At 65.0% G+C, this 20,558-nt stretch carries 17 protein-coding genes, 1 pseudogene and 1 riboswitch; of the genes and pseudogenes, 6 read left to right on the top strand and 12 right to left on the bottom strand.

What is annotated here, in order from left to right; all coding sequences use genetic code 11:
* Positions 1 to 83 precede the first annotated feature (83 nt).
* Both cbiB and ONR75_RS23410 read right to left on the bottom strand, forming a co-directional pair.
* The gene (gene cbiB, locus ONR75_RS23415; protein ID WP_265079348.1) at positions 84 to 1,055 is read right to left on the bottom strand and encodes an adenosylcobinamide-phosphate synthase CbiB; all 972 of its coding nucleotides are present in this window, start codon (positions 1,053 to 1,055) and stop codon (positions 84 to 86) included.
* Entirely contained in the window at positions 1,055 to 1,867 is an 813-nt protein-coding gene (locus tag ONR75_RS23410; protein ID WP_265079347.1) for an ABC transporter substrate-binding protein, read from the bottom strand. The genes cbiB and ONR75_RS23410 overlap by 1 nt, the downstream gene beginning before the upstream one ends.
* A 51-nt stretch (positions 1,868 to 1,918) precedes the next feature.
* Between ONR75_RS23410 and cobD the strand changes: the two genes are divergently transcribed.
* Positions 1,919 to 2,908: a threonine-phosphate decarboxylase CobD gene (gene cobD / locus ONR75_RS23405; protein WP_265079346.1), complete on the top strand. Its 990-nt coding sequence runs from the start codon at positions 1,919 to 1,921 to the stop codon at positions 2,906 to 2,908.
* Positions 2,909 to 2,916: 8 nt separating this feature from the next.
* Here the strand turns inward: cobD and ONR75_RS23400 are convergent, their stop codons facing one another.
* The 6 genes from ONR75_RS23400 to ONR75_RS23375 form a co-directional block, all read right to left on the bottom strand.
* Positions 2,917 to 3,699 (bottom strand): ABC transporter ATP-binding protein, encoded by a 783-nt coding sequence (locus ONR75_RS23400; protein ID WP_265079345.1) that lies wholly within the window; start codon positions 3,697 to 3,699, stop codon positions 2,917 to 2,919.
* Positions 3,696 to 4,718, bottom strand: a complete 1,023-nt coding sequence (locus ONR75_RS23395) for a FecCD family ABC transporter permease (protein WP_265079344.1) — start codon at positions 4,716 to 4,718, stop codon at positions 3,696 to 3,698. The genes ONR75_RS23400 and ONR75_RS23395 overlap by 4 nt, the downstream gene beginning before the upstream one ends.
* Positions 4,712 to 6,514, bottom strand: a complete 1,803-nt coding sequence (locus tag ONR75_RS23390) for a TonB-dependent receptor plug domain-containing protein (protein ID WP_265079343.1) — start codon at positions 6,512 to 6,514, stop codon at positions 4,712 to 4,714. Before ONR75_RS23390 ends, ONR75_RS23395 begins: the two co-directional genes overlap by 7 nt.
* A 197-nt stretch (positions 6,515 to 6,711) precedes the next feature.
* Positions 6,712 to 6,914, bottom strand: a riboswitch (cobalamin riboswitch).
* 39 nt (positions 6,915 to 6,953) lie between these two features.
* Entirely contained in the window at positions 6,954 to 7,736 is a 783-nt protein-coding gene (locus tag ONR75_RS23385; protein WP_265079342.1) for an alpha/beta fold hydrolase, read from the bottom strand.
* A 3-nt stretch (positions 7,737 to 7,739) separates the two neighbouring features.
* Positions 7,740 to 9,035 (bottom strand): O-acetylhomoserine aminocarboxypropyltransferase, encoded by a 1,296-nt coding sequence (locus ONR75_RS23380; RefSeq protein ID WP_265079341.1) that lies wholly within the window; start codon positions 9,033 to 9,035, stop codon positions 7,740 to 7,742.
* Positions 9,036 to 9,121: 86 nt separating this feature from the next.
* The gene (locus tag ONR75_RS23375; RefSeq protein ID WP_413776535.1) at positions 9,122 to 9,703 is read right to left on the bottom strand and encodes a TetR/AcrR family transcriptional regulator; all 582 of its coding nucleotides are present in this window, start codon (positions 9,701 to 9,703) and stop codon (positions 9,122 to 9,124) included.
* A 207-nt stretch (positions 9,704 to 9,910) separates the two neighbouring features.
* Here ONR75_RS23375 and ONR75_RS23370 point away from each other — a divergent pair, with 207 nt between their 5' ends.
* Entirely contained in the window at positions 9,911 to 11,122 is a 1,212-nt protein-coding gene (locus ONR75_RS23370; RefSeq protein ID WP_265079339.1) for an efflux RND transporter periplasmic adaptor subunit, read from the top strand.
* A gap of 257 nt (positions 11,123 to 11,379) precedes the next feature.
* Positions 11,380 to 14,577 carry an efflux RND transporter permease subunit gene (locus tag ONR75_RS23365; protein WP_265079338.1) on the top strand — a complete coding sequence of 1,066 codons (3,198 nt, stop codon included), beginning with the start codon at positions 11,380 to 11,382 and terminating at the stop codon, positions 14,575 to 14,577.
* 47 nt (positions 14,578 to 14,624) lie between these two features.
* Here the strand turns inward: ONR75_RS23365 and ONR75_RS23360 are convergent, their stop codons facing one another.
* The 4 genes and pseudogenes from ONR75_RS23360 to ONR75_RS23345 form a co-directional block, all read right to left on the bottom strand.
* Positions 14,625 to 15,398 carry an IclR family transcriptional regulator gene (locus ONR75_RS23360; RefSeq protein ID WP_265079337.1) on the bottom strand — a complete coding sequence of 258 codons (774 nt, stop codon included), beginning with the start codon at positions 15,396 to 15,398 and terminating at the stop codon, positions 14,625 to 14,627.
* An 87-nt stretch (positions 15,399 to 15,485) separates the two neighbouring features.
* Positions 15,486 to 16,280, bottom strand: a complete 795-nt coding sequence (locus ONR75_RS23355; protein ID WP_265079336.1) for an SDR family NAD(P)-dependent oxidoreductase — start codon at positions 16,278 to 16,280, stop codon at positions 15,486 to 15,488.
* Positions 16,235 to 17,442, bottom strand: a pseudogene (locus ONR75_RS23350) (ABC transporter substrate-binding protein). The gene ONR75_RS23355 and the pseudogene ONR75_RS23350 overlap by 46 nt, the downstream one beginning before the upstream one ends.
* Positions 17,443 to 17,531: 89 nt before the next feature.
* Positions 17,532 to 18,296: an acetoacetate decarboxylase family protein gene (locus ONR75_RS23345; RefSeq protein WP_265079335.1), complete on the bottom strand. Its 765-nt coding sequence runs from the start codon at positions 18,294 to 18,296 to the stop codon at positions 17,532 to 17,534.
* Between the two features lie 365 nt (positions 18,297 to 18,661).
* Here ONR75_RS23345 and ONR75_RS23340 point away from each other — a divergent pair, with 365 nt between their 5' ends.
* The 3 genes from ONR75_RS23340 to ONR75_RS23330 all read left to right on the top strand — a co-directional run bounded on the left by ONR75_RS23340 (position 18,662) and on the right by ONR75_RS23330 (position 20,307).
* Entirely contained in the window at positions 18,662 to 18,910 is a 249-nt protein-coding gene (locus ONR75_RS23340; protein ID WP_265079334.1) for a hypothetical protein, read from the top strand.
* Positions 18,911 to 18,961: 51 nt separating this feature from the next.
* Positions 18,962 to 19,297 (top strand): hypothetical protein, encoded by a 336-nt coding sequence (locus ONR75_RS23335; protein ID WP_265079333.1) that lies wholly within the window; start codon positions 18,962 to 18,964, stop codon positions 19,295 to 19,297.
* 116 nt (positions 19,298 to 19,413) lie between these two features.
* A complete protein-coding gene (locus ONR75_RS23330) occupies positions 19,414 to 20,307 on the top strand; it encodes a LysR family transcriptional regulator (protein WP_265079332.1) in 894 nt (297 codons plus the stop codon).
* Positions 20,308 to 20,558 lie beyond the last annotated feature (251 nt).

Raw genomic sequence — 20,558 nt, 5'->3', positions numbered from 1 at the left:
TTTTTGGCGGTTGCCGGCTCTGCAGCGCACTACGCCGCTTAACGGCGGCGCACTGCGCTGCGTCCGGGACAAGTATCCTTCGTCTAAAGCAGCACAGCCAACGCCGCATAGATCATCGCCTGCAGCGCGCAAGCGGCGACGAACAGCTGCAGGGCGCGGCCGATATCGGTGGGCGTGGCCGCCTTGCGTGCCTCGGCATTGAGGAAGGGGTCGTCGACCGCGCCTTCCGCATAGGCGCGGGGACCTGCCAGTGCGATGCCCAGTGCGCCCGCCATGGCGCTTTCCGGCCAGCCTGCATTGGGGGAGCGATGCTTCGACGCGTCGCGCAGCATGACATGGAACGCCGTCGCAAACGAGCCGCGGGCGATCGGCGCGACCAGCGCGATCAGCAGGCCGGATAGTCGTGCCGGCACGAGGTTGACGAGATCGTCGAGCCTTGCTGCCGCCCAGCCGAAGGATTCATAGCGTGGGCTGCGATGTCCGATCATGGAGTCGGCGGTGTTGATGGCCTTGTAGGCGATCAGGCCGGGCAGGCCGAGCAGCGCCAGCCAGAACACCGGCGCGACGATGCCATCGGAAAAATTCTCCGCCGTGGATTCGATGGCGGCGCGTGACACGCCGGCCGCGTCAAGGCGCTCCGGATCGCGGCCGACGATCCTTGCCACCGCCTGTCGTGCGCTGCCGAGGCCGCCGTCGGCGAACGCATCGCGGACGCGGGCGACGTGCTGATACAGGCTGCGCTGCGCCAGCAGCACCGAGGCCAGCAGGCCTTTGACCGCGGTGCCGATCCAGCCGTGCGGCAAAGCGATCTCAATCAGCAAGCCGATGAGCATGGCGCCGATCACCAGCCAGAGCACGGCGCCGATGCCGCCGATCTTGCGCTGTTGCGGCGACCACTCTGCCACGTTGAGGGCCTGTTCGAGGGCATCGATCGCCTTGCCGATCCACACCACCGGGTGCGGCACGCGCCGCCAGATCCAGTCGGGATCGCCGATCAGCGCGTCGAAGATGAGCGCCGCGACCACAATCGCAAGCGTATCGCTGGCGAACAGCATCAGCGATCCACCCGCACGAGTTCGGCGGCAAGCCGGTCCAGCGCTTCCGCCAGCGTCGGCCCGCCGCAGGTGGTGAGGCGTTCGGGCAGCACGATGCGCTTCGACGCCGGATAGAATCTTTCCAGCGCCGGATGCAGCAGGAAGGCGCGGCCTTCGTCCTCGGCGAAGCCGCTGTCGTCGGCGACCAGCAGGAAGTCCGGTCGTGCACTGACGATCGCCTCCAGCGAGGCATAACCGCCGGCCTTCAGCCCGAGCTCGCCGCCGGCATTGGCGAGGCCGACTGCCGCCAGCAGCGAGGTGTTGAGGTTGTCGCCGCCGGATACCCAGCCGCGTCGCGACACCGCCAGCACGCGCCGGGGTTTTTTCGCTGCCATCGTGCGGGCGCGGGCGATCGCATCATCGAGTTTGGCGATTTCTAGGACCGCGCGGTCGGGATGCCCGACCAATGCACCCATCTGGCGCAGCTGGTTCTTGACGTCGTCGAGCGAGCGCGCCGGGTTGAATTCGATCACGCGCAGGCCCTTGTCCTTGAGCAGTTCGCGCGTCGCCCGTTTGGTGAAGCGGCCGGCGACAACCGCGTCGGGCTTCAGCACTAGCACGTCCTCGGCCTCGCCCGATAGCTTCGGAAACTGCGCCGCCCTGACGGCGTCCCACGAACGGGCGGGATCGCGCGCATAGGGGCTGAGGCCGAGAATCTGGTCGGGATCGGCGAGGGTGACCAGCAGCTGATCGGTGCACAGGTTGATCGAGGCGAAGCGTGGCCCGGTGGCCTGCGCCTCTGAAACCGCGAACAGCAGCGTCAGCGCAGCCAAGCCCTGTCTTAACCCCTCGCACTTTGCGCGCGGTGATGGCATGAAGCGGCCATGAAACATGGTGGCGATCTGACCGAAGCAATGGCGCGCTATGGCGGCGATGCCGCCGACTGGCTCGACCTTTCGACCGGAATCAATCCCTGGGCCTATCCCGTCGGCGACATCCCCGATGTGGCCTGGCGCCGGCTGCCGTCTAAGGCCGATGCGAAGGCGCTGCTCGCTGCCGCGCGAACGGCCTATCGCGTGCCGGATGCTGTCGATGTTGTCGCCGCTCCCGGCACCCAGGCGCTGATCCAGTGGCTGCCGCATCTCGCAGCAAACGGGCCCGTTGCCATCGTCGGTCCGACCTATAACGAGCACGCACCGGCCTGGCAGAATGCCGGCCACCAGGTCATTGCGATTCCCGATCTCGCCGCGCTGCCCGACAACGCCGTGCATGCCGTGATCGTCAACCCCAATAATCCCGACGGCCGGATCGCTGACCATGCGACCCTCGCCGCCGTCGCCGCGAGGCTCCAGCAACGTGGCGGCTGGCTGCTGATCGACGAGGCCTTTGCCGATGTCGATCCGGCGATCGGCGCCGCTATGCTGTGCGAAAAACTGCCGGTGGTGATCCTGCGCTCGTTCGGGAAATTCTATGGCCTCGCGGGCCTCCGCCTCGGCTTCGCCATTGCCGCGCCAGAGACCATCAGGCGCATCGGCGCCGCGCTGGGTTCGTGGGGGGTGTCCGGCCCGGCCTTGCATGTCGGCGCGCGCGCGCTGGGCGATGCGGCGTGGGCCGACCGCATGCGCGAGCAACTTGCCGAGCACGCGACCCGGCTCGATTACATCCTGACGCAGGCCGGAGGCAAACTCATCGGAGGCACCTCGCTGTTTCGCTTCGTCCGCCATCCGGACGCCCGATACCTCCACGTCCAGCTCGCACGACAGCGCGTCTGGGTCCGCAAGTTCGACTGGGCCAGCGACCATTTGCGCTTCGGCCTGCCGCCCGACGATGTCGCACTGGGGCGGCTGGCAGATGCTCTGTTCTATGTGGACTAGCGCCATCGCTAGATGCCCGCCCAAGGCAGGATCACGGTCTCGTCGCGATGCGTGGCGCGGTAGGCTTTGACGCGGAACACATCGGCCATGATGGCGTCGGACAGCGCCTCGGCCGGCGGCGCCTGGGCCACCAGCCGGCCGTCCGCCATCACCAGCACGGTGTCGGCAAAACGCGCGGCCAGGCCGAGGTCGTGGGTCACCACGATCACCAGCACGTCGGCGTCGGCGACATCGCGCAAATTGGTCATGACGTCGAGCTGGTAGCGCGGATCGAGCGAGGCGGTCGGCTCATCCGCCAGCACGATCGGCGCTTCCACCGCCAGCACCCGTGCCAGTGCCACGCGGCTGCGCTCGCCGCCGGACAGTTCGGTCACGCGTCGCTCGGCGAAGCCGGTGACGTCGGTGGCCTGCATGGCGCGCCGCACCGCGGCTTCATCGTCCGGCGATAGCCGGCCGGGATCGGTGGCGCCATGCGGATAGCGGCCGAGCGCCACCACATCCTTCACATCGAGCGGCCAATGCACCACATGGCCCTGCGGCAGGTAGCCGAAACGTTTGGCGCGCTCGCGCAGCGATAGCGAGGACAGCGCGTCGCCGCCGACATGGATGGCGCCTGTGGATGGCAGCAGTCCCGCCAGCGCGCGCAGCAATGTGGTCTTGCCGGCGCCGTTCGGGCCGACCAGCGCCACCAGATGACCGGGCTGCAAGGCCAATGAGACGTCGTGCAGCACGGCGCGGCCCGACAGGGCAACGCCGAGGTGCTGCGCGGTGAGCAAAGCGGTTGCGCTCATGCCACGCCTCCGCCGAGCGCGCGGCGTTCGCGCACGATCAGATAGAGGAAGAACGGAACGCCAATGATCGAGGTCAGCACGCCGACCTTGATGTCGGTGTTGGACGGAATGATCCGCACGGCGATGTCGGCGGCGAGCAGCAGCGCCGCGCCGGTGAGCGCGCTGGGCACCAGCAGGCGCGCGGGATCGTGGCCGATCAACGGGCGCATCAGATGCGGTGCCACGAGGCCGATGAAGCCGATGGTGCCGGTGACGGCCACGGCACCGCCGACGCCCAGCGCCACGCCTGTTATCACCAGCAGCCGCAGGCGGCCGACATCGACACCGAGGCTCTGCGCAGTCTCTTCGCCGAGGCTGAGCGCGCGAAAGGCGCTACGCTGGCCCATCAGGATGACGGCGCCTGCGGCGATGAAGGGCAGCGCCAGTTCAACATGGCGGAAGCTGCGATCTTCCAGCGAGCCGAGCAGCCAGAAGGCGATCTCCAGCGCGGCGAACGGATTGGACGACAGGTTCATCACCAGCGCGGTGGCGGCGCCCGCGAGGCTGGAGATGGCGAGGCCGGCAAGGATCAGCAGCAGCAGTCCGGCATTGCGGCCGGCGATGCTGAGCAACACGAAGACCGACGCGAAGGCCATGCTGATGCCGGCGACCGGCAGCGCCCATGAGCGCACGTCGGCCCAGCCCAGTGCGATCATCAGCACCGCGCCGAAGGCGGCGGATTGCGGCGCGCCGAACAAAGACGGCGAAGCCAGGGGATTGCGCAGCAATCCCTGCAGCGCCGCGCCGGACAGGCCGAGAATGGCGCCGATGGCGAGGCCGAGGATGGCGCGGGGCAGGCGGATCTCGCGCACGATCACCTGCTGCACGTCGCTGCCGCCGCCCAACAATGCGTTGACCACGGTCAGCGGCGACATCCGCACTGGACCGGTGCCGAGCGAGCCCAGCGCCAGCAGCGCCACCAGCACGGCCAGTGCGGCCGTGACGATCAGCAGCCGTCGTGAGGGATTTGCGCTCACCATGTGGCGTTGAAACCGGCATAGGCCGCGGGGCCGGTGGTGCCGAAGTTCAGCGCCTCCTGATAGTGCGCGTTCAGGATATTCTCGCCTCGAGCAAAGACCTTCCAGTTGGCGTCGATCCTGTACTCGCTATAGAGGTCGACGCGGGTATAGGCGCCGAGCTCGCCGACCTGGTTGGCCTTGTCGAAGCGCTTGGACACCGTGGTGACGCGCGGCTCGATGGTCCAACGGTCGGTGGGCGTGATGGCCAGCGCAAAGCGTACCAGGTTCTTCGGGCGCCGCGCCAGGATCGATCCGTTGGCAAGATCGATGGCGTGCAGATAGGTGTAGGCGGCGTTGAATTTCAGCAGGCCTGGAACGATGTCGACGGTGCTGCCCACCTCGATGCCGCTGGTCTCGGCGCGGGCGACGTTGACGTAATAGCCGTTGGGGCGCGCGACATCGACGACGTAGTTGATCAGGTTGCTGAAGTCGTTGGCGAAGCCGGTCACCGAAAGCACCACGCGGCCGTTGAACAGCGACTGGTCGATGCCGGCGTCATAACCGAAGCTGGTCTCCGGGCTCAGTCCCGGGCTTGCCGTGAGCGGCGCGTAGAGCTGGTACAGGGTCGGCGCCTTGGCGCCGGTACCGGCACTGGCGCGGAGCTTGGTGCCGGTTTCCGCGATGCTGTAGGCGGCGGTGGCCCGCCAGGTTTCGAACCTTGCGACATCGGCGACATCGTCGACGCGCCCGCCGAGCGTGACGTTCAATCGCTCGCCGATCGGCACCTGCCACAGCGCAAAGATCGCGTTGGTGTCCTGCGATTTCGACAGGGCCGCCACCGGCGGGTTGGCGGCGGGCGCGCTGACTTGCCAGATGTCTGCTGTTTCGTGCTGGCTTTTGGCGCCGTAGACCAGCGATCCGAATGCGCCCAGTTTCAATGTGGCCTGATACTCGGCGGCGGCGCTGTTGGCCAAGTAGCTGGAGAAGGTGGTCGTCGTATTCTGCGGCAGGGTGTTTGTCTTGTAGGCGAACTCGTTAAACGAGCGTTCGACATGCGTCTCGGACAGCGTAACGCTGTGGGTGAGCAGGCCGTTCAGGCTGTCGAAGCTGGCTTTGCCCCACACCTGATCGAGCTGGCGCGTGGCGCTGTTTGGCGTATCCGGAAACTGGACGGTCTTCGAACTGGCATTGTATGCGGCGTCGTAGGCCGATCGCGTGAAGGTCGACAGGATGCCTGCTTCCAGCTTCAGGTCGCCGGCGTCATAGCTGATCCGCGCCGAGCCGCCGACGCGGTCGAAGCCGTCACGTTCCAGATTCGGGAACTTGGCCTCGAGCGCCGGAATGCGATAGCCAAATCGCGAAAAGCCATTGCTGTGCTGGCCGCTTCCGGTGAAGGCATAGGACCAGGGGCCCTGCGAGCCGCTCAGGGAAGCGGCCGTGGAAGCGGTACCATAGCTGCCACCCTCGCTGCGCACGTTGAACTGTGCCGGGCCTGTGCCGCTCCTGGTGATGATGTTGATCACCCCGGTCATGGCGTCGGAGCCGTAGAGTGCGCTCTGCGGGCCTTTCAGGACTTCGATGCGGTCGATGCTGCTCGGCGCAAACATGGCAAAGTCGTAGTCGCCAGACGCCGCGGTGGGATCGTTGATGCGGATGCCGTCGATCATCACCAGGGTCTGGCCGGTATTGCCGCCGCGCATGCGGATGTTGGTGGTGCCGCCCGGGCCGCCGCTCTCGGTGATGTCGAGGCCGGGCACGGTGCGCAACGCGTCGACCAGAGAGGTTGGATTGCTGGTGGCGATGGTGTCGCTTTTCACGACGCTGATCGAACTTCCGGTGCGGCCAATCGGTTCTGCGCCTCTGTCCGCCGTGACCACCAGATCCGGCAATCGGTCCGGACTGGACTGCGCCCATACGGCGCCGTGATAACAGGACAACGCAACAACGGCTGCCGTACTGCCAGCAAGCTCCCGGATAGCCATCGATAACCCCTTCCGTCGACCCACCGTCGAACGAGTTGAAACTCGTCACCGGCCGGTCTCCTGGCTCGCGGTCGTCTTTCGATCCGCCTTCCCAAACCTGCGTACAGGTTCAGTGGCTTCATGGATCGAAAATGGCCGCTTACAGTTGCGGGGGCAGCCGCGGAATAGGGGAAAATCCCAGCACCGCATTCCCGTTTCACCTCCTTGCGGAGGCACCGATGACAAACCACAGGAAGCACAGCGCGGGGCAGCGTGCAACCGGAACCGGGTATCCTCAGCCCCGCAAGGCGGCGAGCACCTCGTCGGGCCGTTCCACCATCATCATGTGACCGGCGCCGGCCAGAATCACCGTGCGGGCATTGGGGAGTGCCGCCGCCAGCGCCTTGCCGGCTTTGGCAGGGGTCATCATGTCGCGCTCGCCGAGGATCAGGGTCACCGGAATCTTGATATCGGCGGCTGCGGCCAGGGCGTTCTGGTAGTTGTTGCAGGCGGTGAGGTCGGTAAACAACACGCCCGGTTTGCCGGCTTCGAGCACCCGTTGCGCGCCGCCATGCATCCACAGGCCCGGTGCCAGGCTGCCGCCCAGTTCGGCCTGATAGCCGAGGCCCCAGATCAACACCATGTCGATGGCGCCGTGGTCGTTGGCCTCGGCGTCCTTCAGCAGATCGGGACCGACCGTCATGGTGACCGCGGTGCCCATCAGGTCGAGCCGGGTGATTTTCTGCGGATGCCGCGCCGCGGTTTCCAGCGCGATGAGCGAGCCCATGGAATGGCCGATCAGGCGCGCGCTGGTGGCGCCGGCGGCGTCGATCAAAGCGGCGGTCCAGTCGGCGAGATCGGCGATCGTCGTGAGCGCCGTGCCCGCCGACCGGCCATGGCCGGGCAGGTCCGGCGCGAGCACGGAAAAGCCGTGATGCGCGAACCAGCGGTCGTGCAGCGCCCATGTCGAATGATCGAAGCCGGCGCCGTGGATCATCACCGCAGCCGGCAACGCCGGATCGAATCGACGTCCGCCGGTGCCGACGAAGGTATCAAAGCCGTTGACGGAGATCTGCATGGCTCAGGCCTTCTGCGAGGCGCGCAGCGCCTGGCCGAGATCGTCGATGATGTCTTGCGAGGCCTCGATGCCGACAGACAGCCGGATCAGTTCCTCGCCGATGCCCGATGCCTTGAGCTGTTCGGCATCCATCTGCTGGTGCGTCGTGCTGGCCGGATGGATGACCAGCGTCTTCGCGTCGCCGACATTGGCGAGGTGACTGACCAGTTTCAGCGCCTCGATGAATTTGCGGCCCGCGGTGCGACCGCCCTTGATGCCGAAGGAGATGATCGAGCCGGCGCCGTTGGGAAGCAGCTTTTTTGCGAGTTGGTGATCCGGATGGTTGTCGAGCGACGGGTGCAGCACCCAGTCCACAGCCTTGCTCGCGGTGAGAAAGGCCAGGACTGCATGGGTGTTGGCCATGTGGCGTTCCATGCGGATGCCGAGTGTCTCGACGCCCTGCAATAGCTGAAACGCATTGGTGGGCGACAGGCACGCGCCAAAATCGCGAAGACCTTCGGTGCGCGCCCGCATGATGAAGGCGGCGGGACCGAACTGCTCGTCAAAGACGATGCCGTGATAGCCGGCATAGGGTTCGGTCAGCACCGGAAACTTTCCGGAGCCGCGCCAGTCGAAACGGCCGCCATCGACCACCACGCCGCCGATGGCGATGCCGTGACCGCCGATCCATTTGGTGGCGGAGTTCATCACGATGTCGGCGCCGAGTTCGATCGGCCGGCTGAGATAGGGCGTGGCAAAGGTGTTGTCGATCAGCAGCGGGATCTTGGCGTCATGGGCGATGGCGGCAACCGCCGGAATGTCCAGCACCTCAAGGCCGGGATTGCCGATGGTCTCGCCGATCACCAGCCGCGTGTTCGGCTGGATGCTGCTGCGAAAGCCATCGAGGTCGCGCGGCCTGACGAAGGTGGTGGTGATGCCGAAGCGCGGCAGCGTGTGCGCCAGCAGGTTGATGGTGCCGCCATAGAGCGAGGAGGAGGCGACGATGTGGTCGCCGGCGCCGAGCAGAGTGGCGATGGCCAGATGCAGCGCCGCCATGCCGCACGCGGTGCACACCGCGCCGACGCCGCCTTCCAGCGCAGCGAGACGCTCCTCGAGCACCGCGGTCGTGGGATTGGAGATGCGGGTGTAGATGTGCCCGGCGCGCTCGAGATTGAACAGTGCCGCGGCGTGATCTGAATCCTGGAACACATACGAGGTGGTCTGATAGATCGGCACCGCGCGTGCGCCGGTCAGAGGATCCGGTCGCTGGCCGGCATGCAGGCTCAGGGTCTCGAAGGCAGGCGGCTTGGGGGCGGGCATGTGAGCGACATCCTGAACGCGAACGGGCGCCCTGTATGCCATGAATGATGCGGCGGCGTTAGCCGGCGCGGCGCGTATTCGTGCGGCTACAGCGGCGGCCAGTTGCGCAGCGCGAGGTCTGCGATCTTGCGCAGCTTGTCGCGCCCGGCGCCTCCGGCGGCCTGTACCGCCATGCCCTGCATGACCGCCGAGATATAGCAGGCCAGATCTGCGGCATCCGCGTCCGCCGGCAGATCGCCTTCGGCGATCGCACGCTCGAAGCGCTGGCGCAGATCGGCTTCGCCGGCAGCGCGTCGCGCCATCAGCTCCTGCTTGATGGTTTGCGCGGCCTCGCCGCAGCTCAGCGCGCCCTGCACCGCAAGGCAGCCCGGCGTGTCGGGATTGGTCAGGGCGTCAGCCGAATCGTAGAGCAGGCTGGACACAACTTCCTGCGCGGTCGGCTTCAGCAGCGCGGCTTGAAAATAGCCTCCGGGGCCATCGACATAGCGGTCGAGCGCCTTGCGGAACAATTCTTCCTTGTTGCCGAAGGCCGCGTAAAGACTGGGCTTGGTGATCCCCATGGCCTCCGTCAGGTCGGCCATCGACGCGCCCTCGTAGCCCTTGCGCCAGAAAACCTGCAGCGCGAGGTCGAGCACCTTCTCGCAATCGAATTCGCGCGGGCGGCCCATGATGGCCATGACGGCATGCCTCCTGAGTTTCGTACCTTTCGTTAGATAAGTCCCTTGACACCGGATGTCGATAGTCCATCTATACCGAACGTTACGGATGTGTGCGATGCAGCGCTTGCGCTGCAGCAACCGAAAGCGGCGATCGTCGCATCCAAGCTATTGAATTTATGGAACTTATCAAGTTCCGCGAGACGAACGGGGTTCGCTATGACCAACAATCTGCTTCGGAATGTCGCTTTGGGTGTGGGAATCGTGGTTGGGGCCACCGCAATCGGCGGCGGCGCAGCGCTGATGAACCTGTCCAGCTACGCCGCCCAGGCGGAGGCAGTCGCTGCGGTGCCGCCGGCGGTGCAGGCCTCGGTGGCCGTGGTGACGCCGCGCGAAACTGCGCCGTTCGACGAATTTTCCGGCCGGCTGGAGGCGGTCGAACGCGTCGAGATCCGTTCCCGGGTCGCCGGCGCGGTTCAGGAGATCCATTTTCGCGAGGGCGCGCTGGTGAAGAAGGGTGACCTGCTGGTGCTGATCGACCCGTCGCTTTATGCGGCGGAAGTCGATCGCGCGCAGGGCCAGGTGTCGGCGGCGCGGGCGCGGCTGATCCTGACCAAGGCCGATTTCGATCGCGGTCAGCAGCTCACCAGCTCCAGCATCACGCAGCGCGACCTCGACAGCCGCGTGAATGCATTCCGCGAGGCCGAAGCCAACCTCAAGGCCACCGAGGCGGCGCTGAAGACCGCGCAGCTCAATCTCAGCTACACCGAAGTCCGCGCGCCCGTCTCCGGCCGCGTCGGCAAGGTGGAGATCACCGTCGGCAATCTGATCGCCGCCGGTCCCGGTGCGCCGCTCCTGACCACTCTGGTCTCGGTCAATCCGATCTATGCCAGCTTCAACGCCGACGAGCAGGTGGTGACCCGCGCCCTGAAGACCCTCGTCGACGAGAAGACTCCGGCGGAGATCGACCGCATCCCGGTGCAGATGACCACCGGCGTCTCCACCGGCACGCCCTACAAGGGCAGGATGCAGTTCATCGACAACCAGGTCGACGCGAAGAGCGGCACGGTACGGGTGCGCGCGGAGTTCGACAATGCCGATGGCGGTCTCATGCCCGGCCAGTTCGTGCGGCTGCTGATGGGCCAGCCGAAGCCCGAGCGGACGCTGCTGATCAGCGAGCGCGCGGTCGGCACCGACCAGAACAAGAAATACGTCATGGTGGTCGGCGACAAGGACAAGGCGGAGTATCGCGAAGTCACGCTCGGCGTTTCCGTCGACGGCTTGCGCATCGTCACCGGCGGACTCAAGGCGGGCGAACGCATCGTCGTCAACGGCCTGCAGCGCGTTCGGCCGGGCGCCACCATCAAGCCCGAGATGGTGGCGATGGACGCCGCCTATGCCCAGGCGGCGACCAACGTCGCGGCGCGCTAGCGCGTTTTCACCCTCCCTGGATGGGGAGGGTCGGTGCCCGGCATGCGAAGCATGATGGGCACCGGGGTGGGGTGACAGCGCCCCCGACTGACGCACCACTGCAACCAACTGCACCACCGTCACCCCACCCCGATCGCGCCTGACGGCGCGCTCGACCCTCCCCTCCGGGGGAGGGTGAAGAAAGCTCCCGGCGGGGCGAACTGACAACCACGCCGCCCCATTGCGCTTGTAAGCGCTGCTTCTGAAAAGAAATCGCCATGAATTTCTCAAAATTCTTCATCGACCGGCCGATCTTCGCGGGCGTGCTGTCGACCGTCATCTTCCTCGCCGGCCTGCTGTCGCTGCCGGTGCTGCCGATCTCGGAATATCCGGAAGTGGCGCCGCCGACGGTGGTGGTGCGCGCGACCTATCCCGGCGCCAATCCCAAGGTGATCGCCGAAACGGTGGCGACGCCGATCGAGGAGCAGATCAACGGCGTCGAGGGCATGCTCTATATGAGCAGCCAAGCGACCACCGACGGCTTGATGACGCTCAACGTCACCTTCCGCCTCGGCACCGATCCCGACAAGGCGCAGCAGCTGGTGCAGAACCGGGTGTCGCAGGCCGAGCCGCGGCTGCCGCAGGAGGTCCGCACTTTGGGCGTGACCACCATCAAGAGCGCGCCCGATCTCACCATGGTCGTGCATCTGCTGTCGCCCAACGACCGCTACGACATGACCTATCTGCGTAACTACGCGGTGCTCAACGTCAAGGACCGGCTGGCGCGGATCGAGGGCGTCGGCCAGGTGCAGTTGTTCGGCTCCGGCGACTATTCCATGCGGGTCTGGCTCGATCCGCAGAAGGTCGCCGAGCGCGGCCTGTCGCCATCGGACGTGGTCAAGGAAATCCGCGCGCAGAACGTTCAGGCGGCAGCCGGCGTGGTCGGCGCGTCGCCGAGCGAAGCCGGCCTCGACCTGCAGCTCTCGATTAATGCCCAGGGCCGGCTGCAAACCGAGGAAGAATTCGGCGACATCATCGTCAAGAACGGCAGCAACGGCGAAGTGACGCGGCTGCGCGATATCGCGCGCATCGAACTCGGCGCTGCCGATTATTCATTGCGCTCGCTGCTGAACAACAAGTCGGCCGTCGCGGTTCCGATCTTCCAGTCGCCGGGCTCCAACGCCATCCAGATCTCCGACAACGTCCGCAAGACCATGGCCGAGCTGAAGCAGAACATGCCCGATGGCATGGACTACAGCATCGTCTACGATCCCACGCAGTTCGTCCGCGCCTCCATCGAGGCGGTGATCCACACCCTGCTGGAAGCCGTCGCGCTGGTGGTGCTGGTGGTGATCCTGTTCCTGCAGACCTGGCGCGCGTCGATCATCCCGCTGATCGCGGTGCCGGTGTCCATCGTCGGCACCTTCGCGGTGATGCATGTGTTCGGCTTCTCCATCAACGCACTGACCCTGTTCGGACTGGTGCTGGCGATCGGCATCGTGGTCGACGACGCCATCGTCGTGGTCGAGAATGTCGAGCGCAACATCGAGAAGGGCCTGTCGCCGAAGGACGCCGCCTATCAGGCGATGCGCGAGGTCACCGGTCCGATCATCGCCATCGCCCTGGTGCTGGTGGCAGTGTTCGTGCCGCTGGCCTTTATCACCGGCCTGACCGGGCAGTTCTATAAGCAGTTCGCGCTGACGGTGGCGATCTCCACGGTGATCTCTGCCTTCAACTCGCTGACCCTGTCGCCGGCGCTGGCGGCGCTGCTGCTGAAGGGCCATGACGCGCCAAAGGACGCGTTGACCCGCGGCATGGACTGGGTGCTCGGCGGCTTCTTCGCGCGCTTCAATCGCGCCTTCACCTGGAGCTCGAATGCCTATAGCGGCGGTGTCGGCCGTGTGATCTCGCGCCGCGGCATTGTCATGGTCGGCTATATCGCGTTGATCGGCGTCACCGCGTTGCTGTTCAAGGCAGTGCCCGGCGGCTTCGTGCCCGGTCAGGACAAGCAGTACCTGGTCGGTTTCGCGCAGCTGCCCGACGGCGCGACGCTGGACCGCACCGAAGAGGTGATCCGCCGCATGGGCGAGATCGCGCTGAAGACGCCGGGCGTCGAGGACGCGATCCAGTTTCCCGGCCTGTCGATCAACGGCTTCACCAACTCGTCCAATTCGGGAATCGTGTTCGTGTCGCTGAAGCCGTTCGAGGAGCGCAAGGACAAGTCGCTGTCCGGCGCGGCCATCGCCATGACGCTGAACGGCAAGTTCGCCGGTATCCAGGACGCCTTCATCGCCATGTTCCCGCCGCCACCGGTGTCCGGCCTCGGCACCATCGGCGGCTTCAAGCTGCAGATCGAGGATCGCGCCGGTCTCGGCTACGAAGCATTGTCCGAGGCGACCAAGGCATTTGTCGCCAAGGCCTCGCAGCAGAAGGAGCTGGCCGGGCTGTTCACCTCCTATCAGGTCAACGTGCCGCAGCTCTATGCGGACATCGACCGCACCAAGGCGCGGCAGCTGAGCGTGCCCGTCACCTCGGTGTTCGAGACCATGCAGATCTATCTGGGGTCGTTGTACGTCAACGACTTCAACAAGTTCGGCCGCACCTATTCGGTGCGGGTGCAGGCGGACGCAAAATATCGCGCCCGCGCCGATGATGTCGGCCTGCTCAAGGTGCGCTCCGACACCAACGAAATGGTGCCGCTGTCGACGCTGCTGAAGATCAAAGAGAGCTCGGGGCCGGAGCGCGCCATGCGCTACAATGGCTTCCTCACCGCCGATCTCAACGGCGGCGCCGCGCCGGGCTATTCCACCGGTCAGGCGCAGGCTGCCATTGCCCGCGTCGCCGCCGAGACCTTCCCGAAGGGCATCGGCTATGAATGGACCGAACTGACCTATCAGGAGATCATCGCCGGCAATTCGTCCTTCGTTGTGTTCCCGGTGGCGCTGCTGCTGGTGTTCCTGGTGCTCGCCGCGCAGTATGAGAGCCTGACGCTGCCGCTGTCGATCATCATGATCGTGCCGATGGGATTGCTGGCGGCGATGTTCGGTGTCTGGATCACCAAGGGCGACAACAACGTCTTCACCCAGATCGGTTTGATCGTGCTGGTGGGCCTGTCGGCGAAGAATGCCATCCTGATCGTCGAGTTTGCGCGCGAGCTTGAATTCGGCGGGCGCACGCCGATCCAGGCGGCCATCGAGGCCAGCCGTCTCAGGCTGCGGCCGATCCTGATGACCTCGCTGGCCTTCATCATGGGCGTGGTGCCGCTGGTGATCTCCACCGGCGCCGGCTCCGAGATGCGCCACGCCATGGGCGTCGCGGTGTTCTCCGGCATGATCGGCGTCACCGCCTTCGGCATCTTTTTCACGCCGATGTTCTACGTGCTGCTGCGCGCGCTGGCCGGCAACCGTCCGCTGACCCAGCACGGCGAGGCCACGGTGGATCATGTGGTGGCCAGCGCGCCGGTGGGGCATCACTGAGTGCGAGCAGGGCTCATGATGCGACGAACAGGACGCCCGCCGAAGCCTCAGCCGCCGGCGCCGATCTTTTCGGAGATCTGTCCGGCGGCGGTCAGCAGATGCTGCTTGATGCTCTCGGACTCGCTCGCCTGAATTTTCTCTTGCCGCAACAAAGGGACCGTCAAGGCCGCTACAGCGCGGCCCGACGCTTCGAGCACCGGGCAACTGAATGCGCGAAGCCGCGGACCAAGTCCTTCCTGCGGAAAGTCGCCACCGCGCGTGACAACTTTTGCCAGTTCGGCCACGACGCCCTTGATGGGTGAGCCGTCGTGTTTTGCTATCACCTCGGCCAATTCTCTGCGGCGGCCCTCATGCTGGAAAGCCGCCAAAACCTTGGCCGATGCATACTCCTGCGTCAGCGGAAAAACGGCTCCCAGCCTCACCGACCAGCCCATCTGCCACTCGGGGTCCATCTGCGCGATGACCATGAACTGGTGGCTGCTCAGCACGGCCATGTGGCACGATAGCCCGGTCTGGGACGTGAGCGTTTCCATCACCGGAAGGGCTGCCTGCTGCAGACGTTTTGTCGGAGGAAACTGCGCGGCGATCCGGAACAACTGCAGTGTCAGGGTATATTCCGCGGTGACGGGATCGCGCGAGACATAACCGCGCTCTTCGAGAACGCTGAGCATCCTGAAAATCTCGCCGACGGATCGGCCCACCCGCTCCGCAATCTGTTTCTGGCTCAATCCGCGGGACTCGGCGGCAAGAGCCTCGATAAGATCGAGGCCCTTCTCCAGTGCGGGCGCACCCGGTCGCACGATCTCGTCTTTTTCGGCCATTCGGCGTTCTAACAAGTTCCCCCTTGAAGCTCAACTTTCCAAGAGTGCCAGCCTGCTGCCGCCGCCGGGGAGTCCGGTCATGTCACGTTAGGCGACTGTCCCACCGGCATCGATGGTCCAGGCTGCCCCGTTGACATGAGATGCCTCGGCGGACAGCAGGAATGCGACGACGTTGGCGACGCTATCCGGCGATCCATAACTGGCGGCGCCAGCGCGCGCGAAGCCGTTCGATGCCTGGCTGTCGAGTGACTGTACCATCCGCGACTCGATCGGACCGGGCAGCACGGCATTGATCCGGATGGTCGTGCCGGCAACGTCGAGGGCCGCGACCCGCGTCAGGCCAAGCACAGCGTGCTTGCTGGCCACGTAGCCCGCGAGGCCGGCACGTCCACGGATCGCCGATGTGGACGCCGTATTGACGATGGCGCCTTTGCCGCGAACCATCATTTTCGCGATCACGTACTTCATCCCGAGAAACACGCCCTTGACGTTGACCTGCATCAGGCGATCGAACGCATCTTCCGGATAATCCTGAATGGGGGATACGACGCCTTCTATGCCGGCATTGTTGGCAAATGCACCGATCGGCCCAAGCAGGCGCTCGACCTGGTCGACATAGGTGGCTGTCGCCATCGCGTTTGACACGTCGGCGCGGATACAGACCGCATTGCACCCGATGTTGTTCAGGAGCCGGGCCGTCTCGGCACCGCTGGCCTCGTCGATATCCACGACTGCCACGCTCGCCCAGGTTTGTGCCAGCTTCAGTGCGATCGCTCGCCCGATATCGCCACCGCCGCCCGTGACCAGGGCGACGGCATTTTTCTTCGCAGTTTCCATCATGATTTCGAGAAGTCGCAACCACCCTCTGCCAAAGGTCTCCATGCCTCGTCCGGCGTAATGGTCTTGATGACCTTGTAGTAGTCCCACGGGTATTTAGACTCTTCGGGTTTCTTCACCTCGAACAGATACATGTTGTGCAGCTTGCGGCCGTCGCTGCGGATGCTGCCTTTGCCGAACAGCGGATCGTCGGTCGGCCGCTCCTTCATTTTGGCGATGACGGCTTTGCCGTCCGTTGAATTGTCGAGCGTATCGACCGTGCGCAGATAGTGAAGAACGGCGCTGTAGACTCCCGCATGGAGCGCGGTCGGATAGCGACCGTTGTTGCGTGGCGCGAAGCGCTTGCTCCAGGCGCGCGTTCCGTCGTTCAGATCCCAGTAGAACGACTCCGTGAACTGCAGCCCCTGCGCGACCGCCAGCCCAAGCGAGTGCACGTCGCTGAGGTACAGGACCGTTGCCACGACGCGCTGACCGCGGGCGCCGATCCCGAACTCGACGGACTGCTTGATCGAGTTGATGGTGTCGCCCCCGGCATTGATGAGGCCGACGACCTGGGCCTTCGAGGCCTGCGCCTGCAGGAGGAAGGACGAGAAGTCCTGTGTGTTGATCGGCGTTCGAACGCCGCCGACCACCGTTCCTCCGGTCTTCTGGATTGCGGTCTTGATGTCCTGCTCCATCGCGTGACCGAAAGCGTAGTCAGCCGTCAGTGTGAACCACGACTTTCCGCCGGACTCGACGACCGCACGCGCAACGCCGGTGGCCAGCGCATAGGTGTCGTAGGTCCAGTGGATGAGGTTGGGCGAGCAGGCCTTGCCGGTAAGGTCGGATGATGAGGCGCCGGTGACGAGCAGCGTGCGATTCTTGGTCTGCACGATGTTGCGAACCGCAAGGGCCACGGCCGAGTTCGGCGCATCGACGATGGCATCGACACCGTCGCGGTCCAGCCATTCGCGCGCAATGCCGGCGGCGACGTCGGCCTTGTTGAGATGATCCGCGCTGATCACCTCGACCGGGCGTGTCATGCGATGCGGCGACGCCAAAAATCCTCCACCGCCATCTTGGCGGCGATCACCGAGCCGGGGCCGGTGACATCGGCGTACAGGCTCGACATATCCGTGAGCACGCCAAGCTTGAGCGGTGGCTGCTGGGCATTGGCGCTGCTGCCAAGGGCCCACATCAAACAACCCAGGCTTCCTAGCAGCCGCATTCGGCCCGTCGACTTCCAGTTCAACATCTCATTTCCTCCCATGATGCGTGGTCTGATGCCACTGCTTGAGTTGTCAGGACGACTTGGCGTCAGACATCGAGACGCTTGATGAGCCGCCTGTCTTCGACGTCAAATCCGCCGCCGTAGACGCCGGAATACATGAAGCGCGCGCCGATGATTTCCGGATTGAGCTCGGTCAGAGGGTCGAATTCCGATGCGTGCAGTTTCATCTGGGCGCGGCCGGCCAGCGGTTGCGAATATTCCAGCGGGGTGCGTCGATAGACGACATCCGCATAGGCGGTGGCCAGGCGCTCCGGGTGCGGCAAGCGGCGCACGTGGATCTCGCCTGCCGGCTGCTCGTCACCGTCGACAAGACTCACCACCGGTGCCGCCGCATCGGGTACGAAGCTGAAGTCGGCAAGCGGCGTGTCCCGGCGCTTGACCCAGCCGACGATGGTATGGTCGGGCGCCTCCTCGAAGGCGTAGGTCGCGTCCTTCTTGGTGTAGCCGAAGACTTCGCGTCCCGCGCAGATGCCCATCGGGTCGCTGCAGTACATGTAGATGTGGGTATGCGTGAACAGACCCTCGCAGCGAACCGGCACCGTCACCATCAGATCGAACATCTGGCCGGCATGGACAGCGAGCGAGTGGCCCGGCGACACCATGTATTGGAAGGCGACGCGGTCGTTGACGAGTTCGAACGGCGTATCGGACAGCAGCGCGACAAGCTTCGCCTGATCGACGCGGGTGATGATCTGCAGCGTTCGCAACGTGCAGCCCCACTCCACCGGATAGGCCGGAGAGTAAGGTGGATTCACCCCGCTGTTGGGCTTGAGTTTATAATTCCCGAACATGTTCTGTCCTTTGGCTTCGCTGAAGCGATGACGAAAGCGCGACGCAGCGCGCGTGTCGGCGTCGTGGGGACCGACGGGCGTCTTGACGAGATCGGCTGCTCGCTGTGCTCGCAAGTTTCGAAGATTGTCGGTCCGTGATCGGATCGCGCCTTGCTTAGACAGGGCGCAACGCAATCCTCCTTGGTTCTCTCCCAATATTTTATTAGCGATATTCAGATTTCATCTATGAAATTACAGGCGGGGCTTGTCAAGCGGTGAAAATCCTGTCGAGTCCGCTTCCCGGTCGCCGTCGCAGAAGGCGCGAGGAGCCGTGGAACCAAACCCGTGGTTCGGCATTATGTTGCTGAAATTCATAGGAGATCGCCATGAATCGCATCGTCTTGGCCGCCGCCTTCATTGGGCTGTCGCTGTCGTCCGTCGCGGCCGAAGCGAAGGGCTGCATCAAGGGCGCCATCATCGGTGGCATTGCCGGGCATTATGCCGGACACGGCAAGGTGGGCGTCGTTGCCGGCTGCATCATTGGCCGGCACGAGGCCAACAAGGCCGATGCGGAGCGGGAGCGGGCGGCGACCCAGCGCTCGCGTCCGGGTCATACCGAGGACGACCGGATCTGACCGAAGCGGGACCGCTTGAACATCTTTAATTCGTCATTTTGATGTAACAGAATGTCAACCCTTGCGGGCTGGGGTTCTTTCTTTGGCGTGCAATCAACAACCTGGCGTCAAGCCGGAAACGGACATCTCTACGTGCTACATCGCGACATCTACTGGCTAGGTCGGCAATGGGCGGTCACCGGTTATGGCATCCAGGCCGTCAGCAACAAGCTCGAGATGAAATTCGACATCGAGGCGACGCGGATCTGGCAAGACGATCTGGACGCATCGATGCGGGGCGAGGCCTGGTTCGATGCGGCGGATTTTGCCGAGGCTCTCGCCGTCGCGCGCCGCCGCGCTCTGGAAAATCCCAAGACGTTCAGCACCCAGTTGACCGACGAGCGATAGCGCCCGGCGGTCGATGGTCGGGATGGCCGGCCGGCTGCCTGATAGCCAAGATATTTGCGATCCCCTAGGATGCTGTCGCGCGCCGTCGCACGTGCCGGCCAGTGGGGGATTCGAGCTTGGACTTCCGGCAACTGCGCTATGCGCTCTCGGTCTCGAAGGAACGCAGCTTCACCAAGGCGGCGAAGCGGTTGAACATCTCGCAATCGGCGGTCAGCGAGCAGGTCAAGCTGCTCGAGGAGGAGATCGGCTTCGAACTGTTCAGCCGGACCTCGCGCGGTATTGAATCCACCGACCGCGGCCGCACCTTCCTGTACGAATCCGAACGGGTGATGGGCGACCTGCTCAGCCTGACCGACACCGCGAAACGGCTGCGCGGCGCCATGCTGGACACCCTCACCATCGGCATGGGCTCGGGCATGGCCCAGTTGTTTATCCCCCGCCTGTTCGGCAACCTGAAAGCCGACCTGCCGGGCATTCGGCTGGAGATTTCGACGGCGCCGACCCGCAACATCTTCAGCGAGTTGCATGAGGAGCGCATCGATGCCGGCCTCGCCATCGAATCCGATCCCGACCGGCTGCCGGCCGGACTGGTGTTCGATCGCCTGGCCGATGCCGAGATGGCGTTGATCGTTCCGCCGAAACATCCGCTGGCGCGCGCCCGGCAGGCGGTGGACATCGGGCGGCTGGTGGCCGAGCCCTTCATCATGAGCGAGTTGACGGTCGGCTACGGCCAGGCGGTGTTCTCGCTGTTCACCGACCTCGGCATCCGGCCCAACGTTGTCGCTGTCGTCGACAACATCGAGACCATGAAGATCATCGTGCAGTCCGGCGGCGGCATCGCCATCGTGCCGCGCGCCTGCGCGGAAAATGAGGTGGCGCTGGGCCTGTTGAAGGCACTCCCGATCGCGCCGGCGCGCAACGTCGCCTTCAGCCTGTTCCGCCGGCGGCAACCGCTGTCACGACGCAAGGAAGCCGCGCTGCTGAAGATCAGGGATCTGCTGAAGTGGTAGGGGCGACAAAATCCCGCCCCCTCGTTCCCGGACGCCGTGCAGCGTGAGGGACGATGCGCAGCATCGTCCGAAACACTGCTTCGCAGATCCGGGATCCCGGTTTGGGTGCGCGCCACGCGGGCCCGGATCTGCGGCGCACCACGCCACTTCGTGGCGTATTGCGCCGCGTCCGGGGCACGCGGTGCCATCTGTTTTTCCGATAGCCGCATCAATAATCGGTTTTTGACTCCCGCCGCCGCTCCGACCCATCC

The organism is Rhodopseudomonas sp. P2A-2r (genome assembly GCF_026015985.1).
Taxonomy (GTDB): domain Bacteria; phylum Pseudomonadota; class Alphaproteobacteria; order Rhizobiales; family Xanthobacteraceae; genus Tardiphaga.
This window is presented reverse-complemented; position numbering and strand designations above follow the sequence as displayed.